A 21659-nucleotide genomic window follows, 5' to 3' on the forward strand; every position below is an offset into this window, starting at 1 on the left:
GTCTCCGTGTTGATGGTCTTCTTCGTCGATGAACCATCTACCGGAGACCTCGCCATCTATCGATGACCGACACGCCAGCGGCCGCAACCTACGCCGGCCGATCAACGGCCTATGAAACACGGCCTAGTGCCGGCCGGCCCGCTGGACCTCCGGCCGTCCACCCCCCGGCCCGGCGTCCACCCTCGACGGTCAGCGGTGCAGGCTGGCCCCCTTGAGCACCCTGTCCACCGCGTTGCGCGGGCCGTGCAGCGCCAACCCGACCAGGTCGAGCTTCTCCCCCGGTACCGCCCGTACGGCCGCACGGTTGTCCCGGTCGTTGCCGGTGCCGAACAGTTCCTGCGTGAAGATCGCCATCCGCAGGCCGCGCGCGAGGGCACGGGTGCGCGCGCCGGTCAACACGTCCCGGTCGCCCGCGAAGACCAGGACCGGCTGGCCGAACATCGGCAGGTACCGGGCGCCGTCCGCGTCGAGGTACTCCTCGCCGATCAGTTCCGGTACGGCGTGCGCGACGCCGCTGACCAGGAACGCGGTGACATTCAGCCGCTGCCAGGCCGCCAGGTCGTCCCGGAGCAGTACGGCAATCTTGGTGTCGAAGCGGATCGGCTCACTCATGACCTCGAGCCTGCCCGGTCGGGACGGACCGGTCTTGTACGTTCTTAGCGTGCCGACACGGCCGGCGAGTTCACACGTCAGCGCGTGGCGACCCGCGGTGCCCGGGATCGCCGAGGTGTTCCACGCCCACTTCACCGACCACGCGTACCCGCCGCACACGCACGACGTCTGGACCCTGCTGATCGTCGACGACGGCGCGATCCGCTTCGACCTCGACCGGCACCAGCACGGCGCCCTGCGGCCGTCGGTCACCCTGCTACCGCCGCACGTGCCGCACGACGGCCGCTCCGCCACACGGCACGGCTTCCGCAAGCGGGTCCTGTACCTCGACACGTCGGTCCTCGGCCCGGAGCTGGCCGGCGCGGCCGTCGACCGGCCGAGCCTGCCAGATCCACGGTTGCGCCACCGGATCCACCAGCTCCACCGGGTACTCACCCAGCCAGGGGACACGTTCGAGGCGGACAGCCGGCTCGCGTTCATCCTGGAACGGCTCGGCCGGCAGCTGCGCCGGCACGTCCCGACCGGATCCCGGCCGCCCGCCCGCGGCCTCGCCGTACGGCTGCGCGAACTGCTGGACGCCCGGACCACCGAGGGCATCACCCTGCGCGAGGCCGCCGACCTGCTGCACGCCCACCCGACCCATCTGGTACGGGCGTTCACCCGGGTGCACGGACTGCCGCCGCACCTGTACCTGACCGGCCGCCGGATCGAGCGGGCGCGCCGGCTGCTGCTCGCCGGCCAGCGTCCCGCCGAGGTCGCCACCGCGGCCGGGTTCTACGACCAGGCCCACCTGACCCGGCACTTCACGCGCTACCTCGGGGTGAGCCCCGCCCGGTACGCGCCTTCACGGTGATCCGGATCGCCGGTGCGGGCTACCTGATCCACCTCGCGTTCCTCCCCCAGTTCATCGACCCGCACGGCTGGCCGTCGAGCGATGACCCGCGCCGGCACCGTGACCTCGCCCCGCCACCATCGCGAGCTAGCCAAATGGAACATACGGTGCGACCATCGCGACGTGCCGACAACCGCTGAAATTCCCTTCACCACGTGACACCGCTGCCGATGTGGGGTGACGTGGGTGGCGCGTTCGACCGGGTCGCGGCACGTCGGTGGAAGGTCCTGACGGCCTCGGGGCTGGCAGTTTTCGGCTACGGCTGCGCCGTCGCCTACTGCCTGCTGACCTGGTCGCAGCCGAACCGGCCGGCCATGCTCGCCGCCTACGGCTTCGGACTGGCGCTCGGCGTTGTCGGCGTGGGTGCCGCGGTCCGGGGAGTCTCGCGCGCCCTCGGGTACCGGTTCCCCTTCGCCATGCTGGCGTGCGCCATCATCGTGGTGACGTCCTGCGCGTACTGGGACGGCGGCGGCGGCTCGCCGGTCGCCCTGGGCTTCATCGTCCCGGTGCTGCTGGTCGCCAGCTCCACGGCGCGCCTGGGGCTGCTGGCCGCGTTCGAGGCGGTCATCATCGGCGCGTACCTCTTCGTCGCCGCCGTCGGGGAACCGCCACCGCCGGGATTCGTCCTGCTCTTCGTCGGCAGCATGCTGGGGGTGGTCGGGGTGTGCGCCACCCAGGCACAGACCCTGGCCCGGCAACGGTCCCAGCTACGCGCGCTCGCGCAACTGGACCCGCTCACCGGCGCGTTCAACCGGCGTGGCCTGGCCGAGGCGGCCCGGCAGCTCTTCGCCGGTGGCGTTGCCAGCCCGTCGGTGGTCTGCCTGGACCTCGACGGTTTCAAGGCCGTCAACGACACTCTCGGCCATGCCGCCGGTGACGAGCTGCTGCAGTGGGTCGTGGCGGCGGCGCGCGACGCGCTGGGGCCGGCGGACATCATCGCCCGCACCGGCGGTGACGAGTTCGTCGTCGTGCTCGCCGAGGCCGATGCCTCCGCCGCGCAGGAGGTGGCTGACCGGATCGGCCGGTCGCTGCGCGAGCGCACCGGGGTCAGCGTCGGCTGGGCCTGCGCCCCCGACGACGGGGACACCCTCACCGCCCTGATCCAGACCGCCGACCGGCACCTGTACCGGCAGAAGCAGCAGCACCGCGTCGGCAACCGGTGAACCGGACGCCGGTGCGGACGGCTACGGACCGGCGAGCCCGAGCGGTCCGGCAAGGCGGGTGACCTCCAGTACCCGCCGCACCGGGGGCTGGGCGTTGGTCATCGTGAAGGTGACACCGGCGGCGGTGGCCGCCCGGCAGCCGGCGACGAGGGCACCCAGACCGACCGAATCGATGAACGACACCTCCGCGAGGTCGACCCGCAGGCGACGGCAGCCGGCCGTCCGGGCGGCTCCGACGAGGACGAGTCGTACCCGGTCCGCGGCGTCGATGTCGAGGTCACCGTCCAGCGAGACGACGATCTCGCCGTCGGCGGTCAGCCGCCGAGTAGAGATCACCAGGTCGCTGGGTTCGGCCGGTCCGGCCAGGAACCGGGGATCCTCGCCGGGGATCCGCACCGGTTGCGACAGGTCGGCCTCGTCCCCCTCGGCGTCCACTACCGCACCTCCCGCTGATCGGTACTGCCCGGCATCAGGGAATCCAGTGGAACGGGGACCATTGGATCATCCTGCCGGCACATCCACGCCTGCACCAGCCCGCGGCGAATGGCCGGTACGGCCGCGGAAGACGACGAGGGCCCGTGCGGGGTGAATGACCGACCGCGCCGGTACCGGGCCGCAGGTGGGACAGATCCTGACGCTGCGCTTCGTACCGGTCTCCGGCAGGCACGCCGCGCGGACCGGCGCCGCGACCTGCGTTTGTTCTGGTGGCGGAGGCGGACGGGAATCGAACCCGCCTGACCCGGATCCCGGGCCACATCGGTTTTGAAGACCGTGGGGAGCACCAGCTACCCGAACGCCTCCACGGGCTGCTGACCTGCGACGTCGCCGCGGCTCAGCAGCCGTGTCCCCCACCTTATCGAGATCGTCCGGGCCGCACCCGCGGCAGGTACCCGCCCGTGACGCCGGGCGCGACGGCCACCACCGATCCCCGGACGAACCGTCCACATGTCAGAGTGAGGTCATGCGGTTGACCCAGTACGCGCACGGCGGCGGCTGTGCCTGCAAGATTCCACCCGGCGAGTTGGAGGCCGTGGTCTCCGGCCTGGTCGGCGACGCCCCGCCGAACGGCCCCGGCGAGTTGCTCGTCGGGCTCGACGACGGCGACGACGCCGCGGTGGTCCGGATCCAGAACGGCACGGCGATCGTCGCGACCGCCGACTTCTTCACCCCGGTCGTCGACGACGCGTACGACTGGGGTCGCATCGCGGCCGCGAACGCCCTCTCCGACGTGTACGCGATGGGCGGCACCCCGGTCGTCGCGGTGAACCTGCTGGCCTGGCCGCGCGAGGTGCTGCCGCTGGAGCTGGCCGCCGAGGTCCTGCGCGGCGGCCTGGACGTGGCCCGCGAGGCCGGGTGTCACGTCGCCGGCGGGCACAGCGTCGACGACCCGGAACCCAAGTACGGCATGGCGGTCACCGGCGTCGCCGACCCCGAGCTGATCATGCGTAACGACGCCGGTACGCCGGGGGTTCCGCTGACCCTGACCAAGCCGCTCGGCATCGGGGTGCTCAACAGCCGGCACAAGGCGACCGGCGAGGTGTCGGCGCCCGCCGTGGACGCGATGACCACCCTCAACCGGGACGCCGCCGCGGCGGCGCTGAAGGCGCACGCGGTCTGCGCGACCGACGTGACCGGCTTCGGGCTGCTGGGCCACCTGCACAAGCTGGCCCGGGCCAGCGGGGTGACGGCGGTGGTCGACGCGGCCGCGGTGCCGTACCTCGACGGCGCGCGCGAGGCGCTCGCGGCCGGGTACGTCAGCGGCGGCACCCGGCGCAACCTCGACTGGGTGCGGCCGCACCTGGTCGCCGACGGGGTGGCCGAGGACGAGCTGCTGCTGCTGGCCGACGCGCAGACCTCGGGCGGCCTGCTGGTCGCGGGCGAGGTGCCCGGTTACCCGGTGGTCGGCGAGCTGGTCCCCCGCCGCGACGGGGTCACGCTGGTCGTCCGCTGATCACGCCCCCATGATCGTGGAGACTTTTCCGCGCGCCGGCACGGAAAAGTCTCCACGATCATGCAGAGGGTCACGGCACGGAGAGGCCACGGCACGGGAGAGGTCACGGCACGGGAAAGGTCGCGGCTCAGCGCAGGACGACCCGCTTGCCTCGGCTGATCGATGCCGCCCAGTCGGTCAGCCACGGCTCGGGCAACGCTTTCCCGGCGTTGGCGCCCCACACCTTCGCCAGTTCGGCGCGCACCTCGGCGACCGGCGCGCCGGCACACCGCCGGACCAGCCGGTCGAGTTCCGGCTGCATCACCGCGTTGAAGCGGTCGATGGCCCGGCGGGCCCGGGCGTCGATCTGGAACCTGGCCATGACGGCAGCGTACGGGCGAACGCCGCGGTCACACGTCAGTGACGCGCGACAGGAGTGACCCCGCCCCGGTACAGCGCCGGCTCCGCCGGCATCCTCGTGGTCACCGGCAGCGCCACGGCCAGCAACGCGACGAGCGCGAGGACGGTGAACGGCAGGGTGTAGCCGTGGCCGCTCACCTCGTACAGCCAGGCGGTGACCAGCGGCCCGATCACGCCGCCGATGCTCCACACGATGATCATCGCGCCGTAGACCGCGCCCGCGTGGGCGGTGCCGAAATAGTCCGCGGCGGTCGCCGGCATGGTGCCGAACCCGCCCCCGTAGGCCAGGTACACCAGCGCACCGAGCAACGCGAACAGCCCGAACGCCCGGGCGGGCGGCAGTACCAGGAAGCAGATCGCCTGCAGCAGGAGCATGCCGATGAACGCGGCGTGATGTACACCGCACCCATCCCGATGCCGCCCAGCACCCCGTACGTAAGCACCAGCAACCACAACTGGTCACGCGAGGTCACCAGCGAGGCACCCATGATGCCGAGCGCGTACAGCACCCCGCCGCCGAGGGCGACCGGGCGGGGACCGTAGCGGTCCTGGATGCGCCCGCCGACCATGCTGCCGATGAAGATGGTCCCGACCGCCACCTCGAACGGCAGGACCACCTGCGACTTGGTCCAGTGGAACTGGCTCTGCAGCGGCTGGTTGAACACGTTCCAGGCGTACACCGCGCCGAGCGCGATCTGGACCAGCACAGCGGCGACGACCGGTCCCCACCGTCCTCGCGTCCGGATGTCCGATTCGGTGGCCGTCCGGGACGCCATCGCCGGTCCTATCGTCAGTCGGCCTCCGGCACGTTCACCTTCTCCACGCGCTCGAGGCCTCGTTCTTCGATGCGCTGCCGCTGCGGCACCACCACGTACTTCGGGTCCTGCGCTGAGTGCTTCCCGGCCTCGAAGACACCGAAACGGGTAAGGGCCGATCCGATTACCAGGCTGGCGCCCGACAGCGCGGACAGCACCCGGCTGCGGGCGCCGACGAGGGCGCCCACCGCCCCGGCCACCGTGAAGGCGCGGGCCGCCCGCAACTGCTTGCCCGCGCGGCCGAGGTGGAAGGGCTCGCTGACCACGCCCATGTCGTGTTCGACCTTGTGCATCGCCGCCATCTCCAGGGCGGCGCCGGCGACCGCGAGCCGCCGCACCGGGCCGGTCTCTTCCAGCGGCGCAATCGCCAGCCCGATGCCCGAGGCCGCGGCCGTCGCGCTGCCGGCGAAGACGAACGGCAGGTACGGGTACGCCCGGTTCCACGACGGCACGGCGGTGTCGGCCAGCAGCACCGCGGTGTACGTGGCCAGTGGCGGCCCGAGCGCGAACGCGGCGAGCCCCGCGCCCCGGCCGGCCGGCGGCAGTACCCGCCGCGCCAGCCCGGGCACCCCGCGCCGGGGCAGCAGCGGCGCCGCCTCGGAGACCGCGGCGACGCCCGCCGCCACGCCGAACGTCGACAGGATCCAGGTACCCACCGACATCGGCGAGGTCGGCTTGGCCACCCGCAGCATGTGGTGGAACCGCTCCGGGCGCCCCAGGTCGTTGATCAGGAAGTACGTGCTGGCGCCGAGCGCGGCGAGCGACGTCAACCGGCCGGCCCGGCGCAGCGCCGGCCGGCCGGTCAGGTCCGCGCCGGCCGCGATCATCGACGAGGCGGCGGCGAGCCCCCCGGTGAACAGGTACGCGGCGATGTCGTGCCGCCACACCGGGGCCTTGAGGATCGGCCGGCCGTAGTACGAGGTGAACTCGGCGCGCGGCACCATCGCCCGCTCGCCGCCCGCCCGGCGTTCCCGCCGGCCACCACCCGGGCCACCGCGGGACGCCTGGAACTCCCGGAGCCGGCCGCCGACCGGCGGCCGGCCGGCCGGTTCGCGGCTCGCGGCCTCCCGCCCCGTACTGCCCAGATCGCCGGCCGTCACGACCCGCCCCCTCCCCACCGAAGAAACACGCCGGCGGTCATCGCCGTCGGCCCAGGAACGCGACGGCGACCGCCGCCGCCATCGCCAGCGCGGCCTTGCCTGCGGTCCGCCACATGTCCGGCAGGTCCCGGGTGGGCACCACCGGGTCCGGCGGCAGCCCGTACACCTCCGGCTCGTCGAGCAGCAGGAAGAACGCGCCGTCGCCGCCGACCCCGTCGTTCGGGTCGTTGCCGTACAGCCGGGCGCTGGTCTCCCCCAGCTCGTGCAGTTTCTCGACCCGCCGGGCCGCCCGCTCCCGCAGCTCGTCGAGGGGCCCGTACTGGATCGACGTGGTCGGGCAGGCCTGGGCGCAGGCCGGCTCCTTACCGTCGCCGATGCGGTCGTAGCACAGCGTGCACTTCCACGCCCGGCCGTCGCCCTTGCGCTGGTCGATCACCCCGTAGGGGCAGGCCGAGACGCAGTATCCGCAGCCGTTGCAGATGTCGGGCTGGACCACGACGGTGCCGAACTCGGTGCGGAACAGCGCGCCGGTCGGGCAGACGTCCAGACACCCGGCGTGCGTGCAGTGCTTGCACACGTCCGACATCATCAGCCAACGGAAGTCGGTGCGCTCCCCACCGGGGAGCTGACCGGGCAGTACGGACAGCGGCATGCCCAGGAACTCACCCGCCATCTGGGCGGCCGCCGCCGGCTCCGGGCTGGGCTGCACCCCCGGCTCCGTGCCGGTCTCCTTGGTGGTGGTCGCCGCCTTCGTCGCCGTGACCGGGGCGGCCGCCGTCCCGGTCGGCACGCCCTCGAACGCCGGGATCTCCTTGCCGGCCTGCCCCCCGACGGCGGCTCCCCGCTCGGCCAGCTTCTCCCGGGACACCGGCTGCTCGATGAAGGCGACGTGCCGCCACGAGTTGGCGGTCAGCGCCCCGGTGTTGTCGAACGACATGCCGAGCAGGTCCAGGCCGTGCTCCGGGACGTCGTTCCACTCCTTGCAGGCGACCTCGCACGCCTTGCAGCCGATGCAGACGCTGGTGTCGGTGAAGAAGCCCATCCGCGGTGGCGGGTCGACGTACCCGGCGTCCTGGGCCGGGTCCAGCGGGCCGTAGAAACTGTTCCTACCCGCCATGGTGGGGCCTCCCCAACCGCTTGGACTCCTCGCCCGTGTCCGTGGTGAGGATCGGGGTGTGGTGGGATTCCGCGATCCCGGCGCGTCGGCGGTACTCGTTGACGTACTCCACCATCCGGCGCCCCCGCGGCCGCCGCCCGGGCCGCACGTCGCAGCTGCCGGTCTTGCCCTCCTGGATCAGCACGTTCGAGTCGAGGACGAAGGCGAACAGGTCGTTGGTCGAGTCGCCCTTCGACCACCCCTCCGGACCCCAGTGGTAGGGCAGCCAGATCTGGTGGACGACCCTGTCGGATATCCGCAGCGGCGCCATCCGGTCGGTGACCAGCACCTTCCCCTCGACCACGCCGCGCGCGGTGACGACGTGCCCCCAGCCCAGGTGGGTCAGGCCCCGCTCGGCGGCGAGCTCCGGCGACACCTCGAAGAACATCTCCGGTTGCAGCTCCGCCAGGTGCTCCACGAACCGGCTCATGCCGCCGGCGGTGTGGTGCTCGGTGAGCCGGGCGACCGTGAACACGTACGGGAACACGTCGACGTGCGGCTCCGGCGGGCTCGGGTGGGTGGTGTTCTCCGGCCGGTCGTACACCTTGCGGACCGGGTTGGCCTGCTGGCCGTACAGCGGGTTGCGCACCGGCGACTCGGGCGGCTCGTAGTGGGCCGGCATCGGCCCGTCGACCAGGCCCGCCGGCACGTACAGCCAGCCCTTCCCGTCGCCCTGCATGATGAACGGGTCGTCACCGGCGATCGCGTCGGGGCCTTTGTCCTCGGGGCCGGGCCGGTACGACGGCGGCTTGGTCTTCTCGAAGTCGGGCACGTCGTACCCGGTCCAGCAGCCCTTCTCCTCGTCCCACCACAGGTACGCCTTGCGCTCGCTCCACGGCCTACCGTCCCGGTCGGCCGAGGCACGGTTGTACATCAGGCGCCGGTTGGCCGGCCACGCCCAGCCCCACTCGGCGGCCACCCAGTCCTGCTCGTGCCGGGACCGGCGCCGGGCGGCCTGGTTGACCCCGTCGGCGTAGACGCCGGTGTAGAGCCAGCAGCCGCCGACGGTCGTGCCGTCCTCGCGCAGTTGGCCGAACGTGCTCAGCGTCTGGCCGGTTTCGATCACGTACCCGTTGATCTCGCGCAGCACCGCCTCCGCGCTGGGCTCGTCGTGTTCGCCGTGCGTCGGGTAGTCCCAGGCCAGGTCGAGCAGCGGGCGGTCGCGTTCGAGCGTCGAACCGGCCAGCTTCTGCCGGATGATGCGGCCGAGGTGGTAGAAGAACCACAGTTCGGAGCGGGCGTCGCCGGGCGGCTCGACCGCCTTCTCCCGCCACTGCAACAGCCGCTGGGTCTGGGTGAACGTGCCCTCCTTCTCCACGTGGGAGGCGGCCGGCAGGAAGAACACCTCGGTGCGGCACTCGTCCGGCACGATCTCGCCGGTCTCCACCTCGGGGCTGTTCTTCCACCACGTGGCGCTCTCGATCTCGAACAGGTCGCGCACCACCAGCCAGTCGAGGTTGGCCATGCCCAGGCGCTGCGCCCGGCCGTTGGACGAACCCACCGCGGGGTTCTGGCCGAGTAGGAAGTACCCCTTGATCTTGCCGTCGATCATTCGCAGGACCTGCTGGTACGTGCCGTGGTCGCCGGTCAGGCGCGGTATGTAGTCGTAGCAGAAGTCGTTGGCGGGCGTGGCCGCCTCACCCCAGTACGCCTTGAGCAGGCTGGCGCAGTATGCCGGGGCGTGGTGCCAGTACCCCTTCTGCTCGGGGTGGCGGATGCTCTCCACCCAGTCGCGGTAGGTGGGGTGGATCTGCGCGACCGGCATCGGCAGGTAGCCGGGCAGCAGGTTGAACAGCGTCGGGATGTCGGTGGAGCCCTGGATGCTGGCGTGCCCGCGCAGCGCCATGATGCCGCCGCCGGGCCGGCCGATGTTGCCCAGCAGCAACTGGATGATCGCCCCGGTGCGGATGTACTGCACGCCGACGCTGTGCTGGGTCCAGCCCACCGAGTACACCAGCGCCGTGGTGCGCTCCCGGCCGGAGTTCTCCGTCCAGGCCCGGGCCACCTCTTCGAACTTCTCCCGCGAAATGCCGCAGGTCTTCTCCACCATCTCCGGGGTGTAGCGGGAGAAGTGCCGCTTGAGGATCTGGTAGACGCAGCGCGGGTGCTGCAGCGTCTCGTCCCGCTTGACGTTGCGGGACACGCCCGGCCCGTGCGACTCGTGCTGCAACGGCATCGCCGTCTCCCGCTCGAGCACCGCGTCACGGTCGGCACCGCCCGGCTCGTGGCCCTCGTACTGCCACGTCGTCGGGTCGTAGACACCGGTCTCCGGGTCGTAGCCGGAGAACAGGCCGTCGAGGTCCTCGGTGTCGCGGAAGTCCGCACTGACGATCGACGCCGCGTTGGTGTAGGCCAGCACGTACTCCCGGAAGTCGAGCTCGTTGTCCAGGATGTACCGCGCGATCCCGCCCAGGAACGCGATGTCGGTGCCGGCCCGGATCGGCACGTACGTGTTCGCCAGGGCGCTCGTACGGGTGAACCGCGGGTCGACGTGAATGATCTTCGCGCCGCGCTCCTTGGCCTCCATGACCCACTGGAACCCGACCGGGTGGCACTCGGCCATGTTCGAGCCCTGGATGATGATGCAGTCAGCGTTGGCGAGGTCCTGCTGGAAGTTGGTGGCGCCGCCGCGACCGAAGCTGGTCCCCAGACCGGGGACGGTGGCGGAGTGTCAAATCCGGGCCTGGTTTTCGATCTGTATCGCGCCCATGGCCGTGAAGAGCTTCTTGATGAGGTAGTTCTCTTCGTTGTCGAGCGTCGCCCCACCCAGGCTGGAGATGCCCAGCGTACGGTTGAGCCGCCGGCCCTCGGCGTCGACGTCCTCCCAGGTCTGCGCCCGGGCCGCGATGACCCGGTCGGCGATCATGTCCATCGCCGTGTCGAGGTCGAGGTCCTCCCATTCGGTGCCGTACGGGCGGCGGTAGCGCACCTTCGTCTGCCGGAACCTGCTCGTCACGAGGTTCTTGCTGGCCGCGCCCTTCGGGCAGAGCCGGCCGCGCGAGATCGGCGAGTCCGGGTCGCCCTCGATCTGGGTGACCCGACCGTCGGAGACGTACACCCGCTGGCCGCAGCCGACCGCGCAGTACGGGCAGACGGACCGGGCCATGGAATCGGCCGTCTCGGTCCGCGCGACCAACTCGCGCGAGCGCTTCGACTTCGACGCGGCGCCGCGACCCAGCGGATCGGTACCGGTGAGCTGACGGTAGACCGGCCAGCCTTCGATCCAGGTGCGTACGCCCATGCACCATCAGTACCACGGCGCCGTCGCCGGAAAACATGATCTAGACGGGCGATTTTCCGCCGGCACCACCCGCGGATGCCGTCCGTACCGCCGCGCCCACGCTCTGTACGGACAGTCACCCGTCCGAGGCGGAGAGACCGGACGTCTCGGGCAACCCGGCGCGTCAGGGTTGCGCTGCGCGCACGACAGGCGAATTGTGCATGGGTGCGTGCGGGCGTCCAGCCTCGAATTTTGAGGTATGCTCGCCGACGCGCCACCGCCGGATAGTCCTCACGGAGGGTGACCCTTTCAGTGCAGCTAAGCCTCAGGCACTGGCCTGACATGCGCCTCACGTGGGTATCCGGCTGCGCCATGGTGCACTCCGGACCGGAGCCCGGTGCCGGCATGACGGCACTGGTCACGAAGGCGTCCGGCTCGCACGAACTGGCCGTGGTCGTCACCTCGCACACGCTGCGCCTGCTGCCGGCGATGATGAACGAGCTGGCCGACGCCCTGACCGAGCAGTTCCCACCGCGCTGCAACCGGGTCCGCCTGGTCGCGTGGAACAGCGGCTGCCTGCACGACGACCGGCCAGCCCCGGCCTACCAGCTCGCCACCCGGCTCGGCGTCGAGGTGATCGCCCCGGCCGGACCACTGCTCGGGGTGCCGGGCGGCTCGCTGTTCGCGGCCGCCGGCCGCGGTGCGCAGCGCCCCGGCGGCTGGTGGCGGTTCGCCCCCGGCAGCGCGCCGTCCCGCGTCGGCTGGCGCTACCCGGCCCCGCACTGGGACCCCGACCTCGGCGACGTCGGAGAGCTGGGCAACGACCTGGTCGTCGAGCAGGTGCCGGCCGGCCTGTGGCTGCACCGCTCCGGCTACCGCAACGTCACCGACCTGGTCTACTCGGTGCCCGTCGACCCCGACAACCCGGCGCTCATCGTCTCGCATCCCGACGAGAAGCCGCTGCACCACGACGACCTCGCCCGGGCGCTGGCCATCCTGCCGCGCCGGACGGTCGAGCGGCTCGTCTTCACCCCGTACGGACCGGAGCCGGTCGCCGAGGGCCGACTCGGCGACGTGGCGGCCTCGATCCTCGGCACGCCCACCCGGTCGCGCATCGGCCTTCCGCTGTACGGGTCGGGCGGACAGCGCGCCCTGGTCACCATCGACGCCGACGGACGGCCCCGCTGGCGACCGTTCGTCCGCGAGCTGCGCCACGACCCCCGCGCGGTGTCGGCGGCGGCCGAGCCGACCGACTGGGTCAACCCGTCGCCCGAGCTGCTGACCACGCCGGCCGGCGACGCGACGTTCGCGCTCCCCGCCGGCTGGGCGGTCGAGACGATCGAGGCCGGCCTGTGGATCCGCCCGGAGCAGCTGTCAGAACCGGCCGACTGGGCCCGCACCCTCCCCCTCGACGTCGACGAGTGCGCCGTCCTGATCGGTACGCCCTCCACCGGCCATCCGGCACCCCCCGGTCCGGCTATCGCCGCGCTGCTGGAACAGCTGCCCGCCGACGCGCGGTCGCGGCTGCGGTTCGCGGTGCCCCGCGGCGCCGACGACGCGGTGATGGACCTCGCCACCGCGCTGACGGAGCAGCTCGCCGGCACCGCCGAGGTCCGGGTCCTCACGCCGCCCGGCCGCCGGCGGGCGCGCGAGGCGTCGCAGCCGGCCGCCCCGGCGTCGCACGCCCTCCGGGAGCCGACGCCGTACCCGCCGCAGCCGGTGTACCGGCCCGCGCCGACCCCGCCGCCGCCCCACGCCGCCCGGCAGCTCACCCCACCGCCCCACGCCGCCCGGCCGGTCAGCCCGGCGGCGTCCGCGGCCACGCCGGCCACGCCGTACCCGCCACAGCCGGGGTACCGGCCCGCGCCGACCCCGCCGCCGACCCACGCCGCCCGGCAGCTCACCCCGCCGACCCCGCCGCCGACCCACGCCGCCCGGCAGCTCACCCCGCCGACCCACGCCGCCCGGCAGCTCACCCCGCCGACCCCCCCGCCGACCCACGCGCTCCGGGAGCCGACGCCGTACCCGCCGCAGCCGAGTCCTTACCCGGCGCGGCCCGCCGACGAGCCGACCCGTGCGCAGTCGCCCGCGGCCCGCGAGCCGTTCGCGTCGCCGATGGCGCCGCCGGCACGGCCGGTACGGCAACCCGGCCCACCGCCGATGGCACCGCCGGTGTCCCCGGCACCGCCGCCGATGGCACCGCCGCCCCCGCCGATGCACGCGGCCCGCCAGCCGGGGTACAGCCCGTACCAGCCGTCGGCGCCGCACCCGACGCAGGCCGCCCGCCCGTCCGGTCCGCAGCGCGGGCCCGCGGTCCCGCCCCCTGCGCACCAGCAGCCGACCCCGCAGCCGCCGCGTCTGGCCCACCCGCCGGCACCGGCCGCGCCGCCGATGCCGGCGGCGAGCCATCCGATGCCGCCGACGATGCGGCCGGGGCAGCCCGCGGCGCAGCAACCGATGCCGCCGATGCCGCCGGTCTACCAGCCCACCCCGCCGCCGATGCCCACCGTGGCCTCGTCGGCGCCGGAGCCGGCCGACGACTCACAGGACCTCCTGCAACGCAGTGAGATCCGCTCGCACCGCACCGCCGGGGGCAAGTCGGGCAAGGCGATCCGCGAGGACGACAAGGCGACCACGTCGGAGCTCAACCGGCTGCTCGGCTTCTTCGACGAGATTCGCAAGGCCCGCGCCTGGGACGAGGAGCCCGCCGGCTCACGGCCGGGCGGTTCCTGACCGGCCGGCCGGACGCGGACGGTTCGACCATGGTCCGCAAGCGGGTGGTCGTCTCCGGCCGCGTGCAGGGCGTGTACTTCCGCGACACCTGCCGCCGGGTCGCCGTCACCCACGGGGTGGCCGGCTGGGTGCGCAACCTGCCGGACCGGCGGGTGGAGGCGGTCTTCGAGGGCGAGCCCGATCCGGTGCAGCGACTCGTGGACTGGGCCGGGCACGGCCCCGAGCAGGCGGTCGTCTCGCACGTGGACGTGCACGACGAGCCGCCCGAGGGGCTGACCGGGTTCACCGTCCGGCAGACTCCGCCGAGCTGACCGCCGATCGCCCCACCGGCTACCGGGGCGCCGGTGGCACCAGCTCGTCGACCAGTCCGTACTCGCGCGCCTCGGTCGCGTCCATGAGGCGGCCCGCGGCGAAGTCGTCCTCGACCCGGCTGCGCGGCTGCCCGGTGACCGCGGCGACCCGTACCACCAGGTCCTCGAGCGCCCGGAGGTAACGGCCGGCGGCGGCCGCGACCTGGTCGGCGGTGCCGTTGACGCCGTCCGCGTCCGGCTCGACCAGCCGGAACCTGGCGTGTGGGTAGGCCAGTCGCCGGCGCGCCGCGAGGTACACGCCGACCGCCGCCCCGCCGACCTCGCCGATCGCCGTCGCGTGGACCGGTGCCCGCATCACCTCCAGCGCGTCGACGAGCGCGAACACCGCGGAGAGGTCGCCTTCGGGGGTGTTGAGGTGCAGTCGTACCGGTTCGGTGCCGAGCGCGTCCAGGGTGAGCAGGGTGGCCGCCACCCGGTTGGCGACGTGGTCGACCACCGGCCCCTGGATCAGCACGATGCGCTGGGAGAACATCCGCTCCTCCAGCCAGGGTGCGACGCCCGGGTCGGCCTGGAACGGCGGGTGCGGCAGCGACCGGTCGGGTGGTACGCCCCAGCGGTCAGGCGGGTTCGCGCGGATCGACGGGTTCACTGTTCACTCTCCTCGGCTCGGGGGGAGCGGGGGTCCGCCGGTGCCAGCCGGACCTCGATGTGCCGGCCGACCGCCGCCGCGTACCGCTGGAGTGTCGACAGCCGGACGTCGACGGCGCCGGCCTCCACCCGCGCCACGGCCGGTTGCGAGGTGCCCATCCGGTCGGCCACCTCGGCCTGGGACAGCCCGGCCGCGCGGCGCTCGGCGACCAGCTCGGCCAGCAGGTCCCGGCGGCCCCGGGCGTTCTGCGCCATCTCCCGGAAGCCGGGCAGCACGGGAAGGTCGTCGTCTGGCATATCAGAAACGATATAACGGCTCCGCCAGTGGCGCCGCTATCACCCAGCGGCGGCGTTACCAGCGGATTTCCGGCACCCTCGTGCGGCGAGATCGAATCGACCAGGTAAATATTGTCCGGTGAAACCGCACGAGTCGGGCGGCCTGTACCGCGTCCGACGCCGGCTCGGCCTGCGCCGGACAGCCGTCCCGCAGCCGGCCCCGGCGACCCCCGCACCGCAACCGGCCCAGACGACCACCGTCCCACTACCGGCCCAGACGACCACCGTCCCGCTACCGGCCCAGACGACCACCGTCCCGCTACCGGCCCAGACGACCACCGTCCCGCTACCGGCCCAGGCGGCCATCGCCGCGCTCCCGCTGGCCCAGCAGCAGTGGCTGCTGCCCGCGTCCCTGGGCGTCCTCGTCGCCGGCCTGGCCGCCGGTGGCGTACTGGCCGCGTTCGGCCTGACCCTCGGCGGGGGCGCGCAGGCCGCCCCGGTCCACGATCCCCAGGCCCCGCTGCCCGGCCTGGCGACCGGCTCGCCGACCCCCGCCCGGCCGCCGGCCTCGGCCGACCCGTCGCCGTCGGCCGGACCGACGCTTCCACTGATGGGCGCCCTGTACACCGGGTCGGGGCGCTGCCTGGACCTGGAGAACCCGGACAACGGCGGGTGGGCGGTCACGACCGACTGCAACGGCTCCGACCGGCAGCAGTGGCGGTTGACCCGCGGCCCGGACGACCAGTACATGGTGGTCAACCTGGCCGGCTCCGGCTGCCTGGACGTGGAGAACGCCAGCCACGACGACGGTGCCCGGATCGTGCAGTGGACGTGCCACGACGCGGACAACCAGCGCTGGGTGGTACGCCCGGACATGGACACGTTCACCCTGGTCAACGCGTACAGCGGGATGTGCGCCACGGTGGAGGGCGACGGGAAGCTGCGGCAGCGCACCTGCGGCACCGACCCCGCCCAGCGTCTGCGCGCCAGCGCCCCGACGCCGGCCCCGTCACCGAGCAGCTCCAGCGCGCCGCCGGATCAGCCGCCGGGTGACCCCGGCACGCCGGCGCCGGAGCAACCGCCGGGCGACCCCGGCACGCCGGCGCCGGATCAGTCGCCGAGCAGCTCCAGCGCCACCTGAAGGCCGGCCTCCTGGCGCTGCTCGTCGCTGACGCCGTCCTGGTTGAGGACGAACCAGGTGGCGTGCACGGCGAAGATCGCCAGCGCGCTCTTGAGCTGGTCGGGCAGGGGCGCGTCCCGGTCGGCGAGGAACTCCAGCATGGCCATCATCCGCTCGCGCATCTTCTCGCCGGCCGGCATGGCGCGCATGGTGGTCTGGTTGCGCTCGAAGAAGCGCATCATGTCGTGGTGCCGGCCGTGCCGCAGGTGGCGGGCGTACCGCCGGACGAACTCGCGCCGGGCTTCTCCGGTCCGCGGCTGGGTCTGCGCCCACGCGATCAGCTCGTCCATCACCGCGATCCGGTCCTCGACCATGCTCGCGATGATGTCCTCCTTGGTCTTGAAGTGGTAGTAGAGCGCCGCCTTGGTGACGCCGAGCCGCTCGGCGATCTCCCGTAGCGAGGTCGCCTCGTACCCCTGCTCGGTGAACAGTTCGAGGGCGATCTCCTGGATCCGGGTACGGGTGTCGGCGTTCTGCCTCATCGCGCTCGAGATGCTCCCTGTCCGCATCGGAAACTTACTTGACGGCCGGCAAGTACCGAGTCTACGGTACCGGCGACGCTAACTAGCCGGCCGGCAAGTAAGTCGGCCCGCTTGATCAAGGGGGAGCGTACCTGTGTCCGCATCCGAGACGGCACCAGCGCGCCAGCGCGAGGTCATGATGGTGCTACCCGGCCTGCTGCTCGCCATGCTGCTGGCCATGCTCGACAACATGATCATCGGCACCGCGATGCCGCGGATCGTCGGCGAACTGGGCGGCCTCGCCCACCTGTCCTGGGTGGTGACGGCGTACGTGCTCGGCACGACCGTCTCGACACCGATCTGGGGCAAGATCGGTGACCTGTACGGGCGCAAGACGATCTTTCTGACGTCGATCCTGATCTTCCTGGTCGGGTCGGCGCTGTGCGGGATGGCCGGCTCCGACCTGCTCGGCGGGCCTCACAACGGGATGGGCCAACTGATCGCGTTCCGGGCGCTGCAGGGGCTCGGCGCGGGCGGCCTGATGGTGAACGCCTTCGCGATCATCGGCGACCTGGTGCCGCCCCGCGAGCGCGGCCGGTACCAGGGCGTGATGGCCGCCGTCATGTCGCTGGCCATGATCGCCGGCCCGCTGGTCGGCGGCTTCATCACCGACCACCTCAACTGGCGCTGGGCCTTCTACGTCAACCTGCCGATCGGCGCCGTCGCGCTGCTGCTGCTCGCCGCCCGACTGCACCTGCCCACGTACCGGACGGAGCACCGCATCGACTGGCCCGGCGCCGGCCTGCTCGCAGTCGGCATCACCGCGCTGGTCCTGATCACCACCTGGGGCGGCAACGAGTACGCCTGGCGCTCGGCGCAGATCCTCGGCCTGGCCGCCCTCGGCGTGGTGTCGCTCGGCATCTTCCTCGCCGTGGAGCGGCGCGCACCGGAGCCGATCCTGCCGCTGAACCTGTTCGCCAACCGCAACTTCAGCCTGATCTCGGCGATCGGCTTCCTGCTCGGCTTCGCGATGTTCGGCGCGATCAACTTCCTGCCGCTGTACCAGCAGACCGTGCAGGGCGCCTCGGCCACCAACTCCGGCCTGCTGCTCCTGCCGATGATGGCGTCCGCGATGGTGGTGAGCCTGTTCGTCGGCCGGGTCATCACCCGTACCGGCCGGTACAAGATCTTCCCGGTCATCGGCGGGGTCGGGATGGCGCTCGGCATGTGGCTGCTGTCGTTGCAGGACGCGCACACCAGCCGGCTGCAGACGGGGCTGTTCATCGCCGTGCTCGGCCTGGGGATGGGCTTCCTGATGCAGACCACGCTGCTGATCGCGCAGAACAGCGTGGAGCAGAAGGACCTGGGTGTGTCCAGCAGCACGGCGACGTTCTTCCGCTCCATCGGCGGCTCGTTCGGCGTGTCGATGTTCGGCGCCGTCTTCAACCACCGGTTCGGCACCGAGATCGTCCACCACCTCGGCGCGGCCGGCGCCAAGCTCAGCCAGGGCGGCGCGCGACTGGACCCCGCCGCGCTGAAGGCGCTGCCGGCGCCGGTGCGGCTCGGCTTCCTGGAGGCGATGGCCACGTCGGTGTCCACCGTGTTCACCTGGGCGATCGCCTTCGCGGTGGCGGTACCCGTGCTGGCCGTGCTCATCAAGGAGGTACCGCTGCGCGGTGGCCCGGCGGCCGCCGGCGCCGGCGGCCAGGAACCGGGGACGGCGGAACGGATCGAGGAGCCGACGGCGCCGGCGGTGCGGTAACGCCGGTACCCGGGCGGGGGTGCCGGCGCCGGACGCCGCGCCCCCGCCGGCCGGTGCGGATCTTGGAACGATGCGGCGCGCCCACCGCGCTCTCCCCGCCGATGTCGACCACCTCCGTCGCGTCCCGCGCGCCCTCATCCTGCCGGCCACCGGGCGGCCGGGCGGTGGCCGGCGGGGCGTCGCGCGGCCTGAAGACCGGGCGTCATGGGGTCTGCTGACCGGGCCCACCGGTCGTCCGGACCACGGGCGACCCCGGTCCGGTCGGAGACACTTTCCTTGAGCTGGACATCTGCTCGGCGGAGAGTCGGAGTCGGGCATCTGCTCGGCGAGTGTCGTCGTTGCCGGAACACCTTCTACCGGAAGTCCCCCGAAAGGCAGGACGATCATGACTGCACCTACTCCTCGCAAGGTCCAGCGGTACGGGTGGATTCCGGACCTGCCGGACCAGCGCGACCACCTGTACGCGGCACCACCCGCGGTGCTCCGGGCGCTGCCACCCAGCGTGGACCTGCGGGACCAGTGCCCCAAGGAGGTCTACGACCAGGGCCAGCTGGGTAGCTGCACGGCGAACGCGATCGCCGGGGCGTTCGAGTTCGACCTGCTCAAGCAGAAGCTGGCCGACTTCATGCCGTCCCGGTTGTTCATCTACTACAACGAACGCGCCCGGGAGCACACCACAAGCTGCGACAGCGGCGCCATGATCCGCGACGGCATCAAGAGCGTGTCCAAACAGGGCGTGTGCAGCGAGACGTCGTGGCCGTACGACGTCTCCCGGTTCGCCGAGAAGCCGCCGAAGGCGTGCTACGACGAGGCGCAGGGCAACCTGGCCACCTCCTACCAGCGGATCCTGCCCCTGCTGTCGCAGCTCAAGGGGTGTCTCGCGCACGGTTACCCGTTCGTGTTCGGGTTCCGGGTCTACGAGAGCTTCGAAAGCGCGGAGGTCGCGAAGACCGGCGTCGTACCGATGCCGAACTCCACCGAAGAGGCGCTCGGCGGACACGCGGTGCTCGCCGTCGGTTACGACGACGCCGACGCGCGCTTCCTGGTCCGCAACTCGTGGGGCCCCGGCTGGGGGCAGGGCGGATACTTCACGATGCCGTACGCCTACCTCACCGACCGCACCCTCTCGTCCGACTTCTGGGCAGTCCTGCGGGTGAGCTGAGCGCGCGGGCGACCCCAGCGCGTCGGCGAGCTGACCGCGCAGGCGACCCCAGCGCGTCGGCGAGCTGACCGCACGGGCGGACCGGGCCGCCAGCGAACCGCGAGCCCGGCGGGTCGCCGGCGACCGAGGTCGACCGGCGGCCCGCGTTTGTCCGGCCGGTTACCGTGGGTATCCACCCCTCGGCCAGAGCGGAAGGGTGGTGCCCGGATGGGGCAGGAGGTCGACCAGCGGGAATTCACCCGCGAGGACAGGCAGCGGTACCGGCAGAAGGTGCGGCGCTGCCTGGACGTCTTCGCGCGGATGCTGCGCGAGTCGCGTTTCGACACCGACCGGCCGATGACCGGGCTGGAGGTCGAGCTCAACCTCGTCGACGACCGGGGCGACCCGGCGATGCGCAACGCCGAGGTGCTGCGGGCCATCGCCGATCCCAACTTCCAGAGCGAGCTGGGCCAGTTCAATATCGAGATCAACGTCGACCCGCAGCGACTGGCGCCGGACGGCCTGGCCGGCTTCGAGGAGACGGTACGCAGCAGCCTCAACGCCGCCGAGGAGCGCGCCCGGCGGGTCGGCTCGCACCTGGTGATGGTGGGCATCCTGCCGACGCTGCGGCCGGGGCACCTGACCCACGACACGCTCTCCGCCGACCGGCGCTATGAGCTGCTCAACCAACAGATCTTCGCCGCGCGCGGCGAGGACCTGTACATCTCGATCGACGGCGTCGAGCGGCTGGCCACCACCGCCGACACCGTCGCGCCCGAGGCAGCCTGCACGAGCACCCAGTTCCACCTGCAGGTCTCCCCCGAACAGTTCCCCGCGTACTGGAACGCCGCGCAGGCGATCGCCGGCGTGCAGGTGGCGGTGGGCGCCAACGCGCCGTTCCTGTTCGGCAAGGAGCTGTGGCGCGAGACCCGGATCCCGCTGTTCGAACAGGCCACCGACACCCGCTCCGAGGAACTCAAGGAGCAGGGGGTCCGGCCCCGGGTGTGGTTCGGCGAGCGCTGGATCACCTCGATCTTCGACCTGTTCGAGGAGAACGTGCGCTACTTCCCAGCCCTGCTCCCGGTGTGCGAGGACGAGGACCCGGTCGAGGTGCTCGACCGGGGCGACACCCCCGGCCTGGCCGAGTTGCGGCTGCACAACGGCACGGTGTACCGCTGGAACCGGCCGGTCTACGACGTGGTCTCCGGCCGTCCGCACGTACGGGTGGAGAACCGGGTGCTGCCCGCCGGGCCGACCGTGGTGGACACCCTCGCCAACGCCGCCTTCTACTTCGGGCTGGTCCGGGCGCTCGCCGAAGCGGAACGTCCGGTGTGGAGCCAGATGTCGTTCCGGTCGGCCGCCGAGGACTTCCACCTCGCCTCGCGGCACGGCCTGGACGCCAACCTGTACTGGCCGGGCCTGGGCACGGTACCGGCCAGTGAGCTGGTGCTGCGCCGGCTGCTGCCACTGGCGTACGCCGGGCTCGACCGCTGGGGCGTCGACGCCGGCCAGCGCGACCGGCTGCTCGGCGTGATCGAGCGGCGCTGCGTCACCGGCCGGAACGGCGCACGCTGGCAGGTCGACACCGTCCGCCGGTTGGAGACCGACGACCACCTCGACCGGTACGGGGCGCTGCGCGGCATGCTGCTGCGCTACATGGAGCACATGCACGCCAACACGGCCGTCCACGAGTGGCCGGTGTGACGGGTGCCGAGTATCTCTCAGCATCTTCACAGCGCCCGCTGAGCCGCTACGCAGGCCCGGCGGACAGGGAGTCGACAGCAGGACGCGGGGTCGCGTACGCCGACCCCGCGCCAGCGCGTCGACGACCGAGGGGGT

At 72.4% G+C, this 21659-nt stretch carries 17 protein-coding genes, 1 tRNA gene and 3 pseudogenes; 9 read left to right on the forward strand and 12 right to left on the reverse strand.

Features of this window, described 5'->3' with window-relative positions; all coding sequences use genetic code 11:
• Positions 1–189: 189 nt before the first annotated feature.
• Positions 190–612: a DUF2000 family protein gene (locus tag ACNTMW_RS14260; protein WP_426634008.1), complete on the reverse strand. Its 423-nt coding sequence runs from the start codon at positions 610–612 to the stop codon at positions 190–192.
• A gap of 49 nt (positions 613–661) precedes the next feature.
• On the opposite strand from ACNTMW_RS14260, the gene ACNTMW_RS14265 reads away from it, so the two are divergent.
• Positions 662–1465: an AraC family transcriptional regulator gene (locus ACNTMW_RS14265; protein WP_426634009.1), complete on the forward strand. Its 804-nt coding sequence runs from the start codon at positions 662–664 to the stop codon at positions 1463–1465.
• Between the two features lie 194 nt (positions 1466–1659).
• Positions 1660–2667: a GGDEF domain-containing protein gene (locus ACNTMW_RS14270; protein WP_426634010.1), complete on the forward strand. Its 1008-nt coding sequence runs from the start codon at positions 1660–1662 to the stop codon at positions 2665–2667.
• 21 nt (positions 2668–2688) lie between these two features.
• Here the strand turns inward: ACNTMW_RS14270 and ACNTMW_RS14275 are convergent, their stop codons facing one another.
• Together ACNTMW_RS14275 and ACNTMW_RS14280 are read right to left on the reverse strand one after the other, a co-directional pair.
• Positions 2689–3102: an STAS domain-containing protein gene (locus ACNTMW_RS14275; RefSeq protein ID WP_426634012.1), complete on the reverse strand. Its 414-nt coding sequence runs from the start codon at positions 3100–3102 to the stop codon at positions 2689–2691.
• A 270-nt stretch (positions 3103–3372) separates the two neighbouring features.
• Positions 3373–3468: transfer RNA gene (locus ACNTMW_RS14280), tRNA-Sec, on the reverse strand.
• Positions 3469–3628: 160 nt separating this feature from the next.
• On the opposite strand from ACNTMW_RS14280, the gene selD reads away from it, so the two are divergent.
• On the forward strand, positions 3629–4618 hold the full coding sequence (gene selD / locus ACNTMW_RS14285; RefSeq protein WP_426634013.1) for a selenide, water dikinase SelD: 990 nt from the start codon (positions 3629–3631) through the stop codon (positions 4616–4618).
• A gap of 127 nt (positions 4619–4745) precedes the next feature.
• On the opposite strand, the gene ACNTMW_RS14290 is transcribed toward selD, so the two are convergent.
• The 6 genes and pseudogenes from ACNTMW_RS14290 to fdh all read right to left on the reverse strand — a co-directional run.
• Positions 4746–4979, reverse strand: coding sequence for a hypothetical protein (locus tag ACNTMW_RS14290; RefSeq protein ID WP_426634014.1), 234 nt, complete (start codon positions 4977–4979; stop codon positions 4746–4748).
• Between the two features lie 35 nt (positions 4980–5014).
• Positions 5015–5392 (reverse strand): MFS transporter, encoded by a 378-nt coding sequence (locus ACNTMW_RS14295; RefSeq protein ID WP_426634015.1) that lies wholly within the window; start codon positions 5390–5392, stop codon positions 5015–5017.
• 26 nt (positions 5393–5418) lie between these two features.
• A pseudogene (locus ACNTMW_RS14300) lies at positions 5419–5793 on the reverse strand (MFS transporter); the annotation flags it as partial.
• Between the two features lie 14 nt (positions 5794–5807).
• Entirely contained in the window at positions 5808–6932 is a 1125-nt protein-coding gene (gene nrfD, locus ACNTMW_RS14305) for an NrfD/PsrC family molybdoenzyme membrane anchor subunit (RefSeq protein WP_426634016.1), read from the reverse strand.
• A 37-nt stretch (positions 6933–6969) separates the two neighbouring features.
• A complete protein-coding gene (locus tag ACNTMW_RS14310; protein WP_426634017.1) occupies positions 6970–8049 on the reverse strand; it encodes a 4Fe-4S dicluster domain-containing protein in 1080 nt (359 codons plus the stop codon).
• 37 nt (positions 8050–8086) lie between these two features.
• Positions 8087–11329: pseudogene (fdh, locus tag ACNTMW_RS14315) on the reverse strand (formate dehydrogenase); the annotation flags it as partial.
• 384 nt (positions 11330–11713) lie between these two features.
• Between fdh and ACNTMW_RS14320 the strand changes: the two are divergent.
• Together ACNTMW_RS14320 and ACNTMW_RS14325 are read left to right on the forward strand one after the other, a co-directional pair.
• Positions 11714–14041, forward strand: coding sequence for a hypothetical protein (locus ACNTMW_RS14320; protein ID WP_426634019.1), 2328 nt, complete (start codon positions 11714–11716; stop codon positions 14039–14041).
• 29 nt (positions 14042–14070) lie between these two features.
• The gene (locus tag ACNTMW_RS14325) at positions 14071–14352 is read left to right on the forward strand and encodes an acylphosphatase (protein ID WP_426634020.1); all 282 of its coding nucleotides are present in this window, start codon (positions 14071–14073) and stop codon (positions 14350–14352) included.
• A gap of 19 nt (positions 14353–14371) precedes the next feature.
• Here ACNTMW_RS14325 and ACNTMW_RS14330 read toward each other — a convergent pair whose 3' ends face one another.
• Together ACNTMW_RS14330 and ACNTMW_RS14335 are read right to left on the reverse strand one after the other, a co-directional pair.
• A complete protein-coding gene (locus ACNTMW_RS14330; protein WP_426634021.1) occupies positions 14372–15001 on the reverse strand; it encodes an ATP-dependent Clp protease proteolytic subunit in 630 nt (209 codons plus the stop codon).
• The gene (locus ACNTMW_RS14335; RefSeq protein ID WP_426634022.1) at positions 14998–15297 is read right to left on the reverse strand and encodes a helix-turn-helix domain-containing protein; all 300 of its coding nucleotides are present in this window, start codon (positions 15295–15297) and stop codon (positions 14998–15000) included. Before ACNTMW_RS14335 ends, ACNTMW_RS14330 begins: the two co-directional genes overlap by 4 nt.
• Positions 15298–15886: 589 nt before the next feature.
• On the opposite strand from ACNTMW_RS14335, the gene ACNTMW_RS14340 reads away from it, so the two are divergent.
• Positions 15887–16417 (forward strand): RICIN domain-containing protein, encoded by a 531-nt coding sequence (locus tag ACNTMW_RS14340; protein WP_426634192.1) that lies wholly within the window; start codon positions 15887–15889, stop codon positions 16415–16417.
• Here ACNTMW_RS14340 and ACNTMW_RS14345 read toward each other — a convergent pair.
• Positions 16396–16938 (reverse strand): annotated as a pseudogene (locus ACNTMW_RS14345) (TetR/AcrR family transcriptional regulator); the annotation flags it as partial. The gene ACNTMW_RS14340 and the pseudogene ACNTMW_RS14345 sit on opposite strands and share 22 nt — an antisense overlap.
• Before the next feature lie 175 nt (positions 16939–17113).
• On the opposite strand from ACNTMW_RS14345, the gene ACNTMW_RS14350 reads away from it, so the two are divergent.
• The 3 genes from ACNTMW_RS14350 to ACNTMW_RS14360 all read left to right on the forward strand — a co-directional run bounded on the left by ACNTMW_RS14350 (position 17114) and on the right by ACNTMW_RS14360 (position 21524).
• Positions 17114–18679, forward strand: coding sequence for an MDR family MFS transporter (locus tag ACNTMW_RS14350; RefSeq protein WP_426634193.1), 1566 nt, complete (start codon positions 17114–17116; stop codon positions 18677–18679).
• 385 nt (positions 18680–19064) lie between these two features.
• Positions 19065–19841, forward strand: coding sequence for a C1 family peptidase (locus tag ACNTMW_RS14355; RefSeq protein WP_426634023.1), 777 nt, complete (start codon positions 19065–19067; stop codon positions 19839–19841).
• A 207-nt stretch (positions 19842–20048) separates the two neighbouring features.
• Positions 20049–21524, forward strand: coding sequence for a glutamate-cysteine ligase family protein (locus tag ACNTMW_RS14360; RefSeq protein WP_426634024.1), 1476 nt, complete (start codon positions 20049–20051; stop codon positions 21522–21524).
• Positions 21525–21659: the final 135 nt, after the last annotated feature.

The organism is Planosporangium spinosum (genome assembly GCF_049999945.1).
Classification (GTDB): domain Bacteria; phylum Actinomycetota; class Actinomycetes; order Mycobacteriales; family Micromonosporaceae; genus Planosporangium; species Planosporangium spinosum.

What these genes read in the sequence shown, in the direction of transcription:
- ACNTMW_RS14340 (WP_426634192.1), top strand. Translation starts at nt 15,887, where the DNA reads ATGGGCGCCCTGTACACCGGGTCGGGGCGCTGCCTGGACCTGGAGAAC.
- ACNTMW_RS14325 (WP_426634020.1), top strand. Translation starts at nt 14,071, where the DNA reads ATGGTCCGCAAGCGGGTGGTCGTCTCCGGCCGCGTGCAGGGCGTGTAC.
- selD (WP_426634013.1), top strand. Translation starts at nt 3,629, where the DNA reads ATGCGGTTGACCCAGTACGCGCACGGCGGCGGCTGTGCCTGCAAGATT.
- ACNTMW_RS14355 (WP_426634023.1), top strand. Translation starts at nt 19,065, where the DNA reads ATGACTGCACCTACTCCTCGCAAGGTCCAGCGGTACGGGTGGATTCCG.
- ACNTMW_RS14295 (WP_426634015.1), bottom strand. Translation starts at nt 5,392, where the DNA reads ATGCTCCTGCTGCAGGCGATCTGCTTCCTGGTACTGCCGCCCGCCCGG.
- ACNTMW_RS14290 (WP_426634014.1), bottom strand. Translation starts at nt 4,979, where the DNA reads ATGGCCAGGTTCCAGATCGACGCCCGGGCCCGCCGGGCCATCGACCGC.
- ACNTMW_RS14320 (WP_426634019.1), top strand. Translation starts at nt 11,714, where the DNA reads ATGACGGCACTGGTCACGAAGGCGTCCGGCTCGCACGAACTGGCCGTG.
- ACNTMW_RS14335 (WP_426634022.1), bottom strand. Translation starts at nt 15,297, where the DNA reads ATGCCAGACGACGACCTTCCCGTGCTGCCCGGCTTCCGGGAGATGGCG.
- ACNTMW_RS14350 (WP_426634193.1), top strand. Translation starts at nt 17,114, where the DNA reads ATGATGGTGCTACCCGGCCTGCTGCTCGCCATGCTGCTGGCCATGCTC.
- ACNTMW_RS14310 (WP_426634017.1), bottom strand. Translation starts at nt 8,049, where the DNA reads ATGGCGGGTAGGAACAGTTTCTACGGCCCGCTGGACCCGGCCCAGGAC.
- ACNTMW_RS14260 (WP_426634008.1), bottom strand. Translation starts at nt 612, where the DNA reads ATGAGTGAGCCGATCCGCTTCGACACCAAGATTGCCGTACTGCTCCGG.
- ACNTMW_RS14360 (WP_426634024.1), top strand. Translation starts at nt 20,049, where the DNA reads ATGGGGCAGGAGGTCGACCAGCGGGAATTCACCCGCGAGGACAGGCAG.